Here is a 1478-nt window from a genome sequence, read left to right as displayed (position 1 = left end):
CCGGCTCTCCGCCGGTCTCGTCTACCCGGCGGAGCGGGTGGATGCCGCGCTGTCGAACTACTTCCGGCTGGGAAACCTGACGGCGCTGCGCGAGCTCGCGCTGCTGTGGCTCGCCGACGAGGTCGACTCCGCGCTCAAGCAGTACCGCGCCGAGCACGACATCGACGGCACCTGGACGACGCGTGAGCGCGTCGTGGTCGCGCTCACGGGCGGGCCGGAGGGCGAGACGCTCATCCGTCGCGGCGCCCGCATCGCGGCCCGTTCGGCGGGCGGTGAGCTGCTGGCGGTGCACGTGCTCAGCCAGGACGGCCTGCGGGGGGCGACGCCGGGGGCGCTCGCCACCCAGCGCGCACTCGTCGAGCAGCTCGGCGGCACCTATCACCAGCTCGTCGGCGACGACGTCGCGCACACCCTGGTGGAGTTCGCGCGCAGCGTGAACGCGAGCCAGCTCGTCATCGGCGTCAGCCGCCGCAGCCGCATGAGCGCGGCACTCACCGGGTCGGGCATCGGCGCGACGGTCATCCGCGATTCGGGCGACATCGACGTGCACATCGTCACCCACTCGGCGGCGGGCGGGAAGCTGCGCCTCCCCCGCGTGCGGGGCGGGGCGCTCAGCCGCGGGCGGCGCCTGCTCGGGTTCGCCGTCGCGCTCGTCGGCGGGCCGCTGCTGTCGTGGCTGCTGTTCTCGTTCCGCAGCGACGACTCGATCACCTCCGACGTGCTCGCCTACCAGCTGCTCGTCGTGATCGTCGCGCTCGTCGGCGGTATCTGGCCGGCACTGTTCGCCGCGGTGCTGTCGGGATTCACGCTCGACTACCTGTTCGTGCAGCCGCTGTTCACGATCACGATCGCCCATCCGCTGCACGCGCTCGCCCTCGGCCTCTACGTCGTCATCGCGATCCTGGTGAGCTACATCGTCGACCAGGCGGCCCGGCGTGCCCGGGTCGCCGAGCGCGCGACGGCGGAGGCGCGTCTGCTCGCCACCATCGCGGGCAGCGTGCTGCGCGGCGACAGTGCCGTCGAGGCGCTCGTCAGCCGCGCCCGTGAGGCGTTCGGGCTGCACGCGGTGCGGCTGGTCGGCGAGGGCGGCACAGTGCTGGCCGAGGATGTCGCCGACGGGCCGGCGCCCGCGAACGCCGCGTGCACGCGGCTCCCGGTCGGGGCGCGGGTGGGCGGCGCGCCGCGGGCCACGCTGGAGCTGACGGGCGACGAGCCGGATGGGGCATCCCGTCGGCTGCTCGATGTGATCGTCGCGCAGCTCGCCGCCGCGATCGACCATCTCGAACTGACCGCGGCCGCACGCGAGGCGGACGCCCTCGCCGAGACCGACCAGGTGCGCTCGGCGCTGCTGTCGGCCGTGAGCCACGACCTGCGCCGGCCTCTCGCGGCGGCGGTCGCGGCCGTCGGCGGGCTGCGGGCGGCCGATGTGCGGCTGAGCCCGACCGACCGCGCCGAGCTGCTCGAGACCGCGGACGAGA

Annotated in this window: 1 protein-coding gene; it reads left to right on the top strand. The window is 74.6% G+C overall.

From position 1 onward, the window contains the following. On the top strand, positions 1–1478 hold a 1478-nt coding region (locus ASG00_RS01075), incomplete at both ends, for a DUF4118 domain-containing protein (protein ID WP_442922564.1).

Source organism: Microbacterium sp. Leaf351 (assembly GCF_001423825.1).
Classification (GTDB): Bacteria; Actinomycetota; Actinomycetes; order Actinomycetales; family Microbacteriaceae; genus Microbacterium; species Microbacterium ginsengisoli.
The sequence above is the reverse complement of the archived record's forward strand: the minus strand, read 5'-3'. Positions and strand labels throughout refer to the sequence as shown.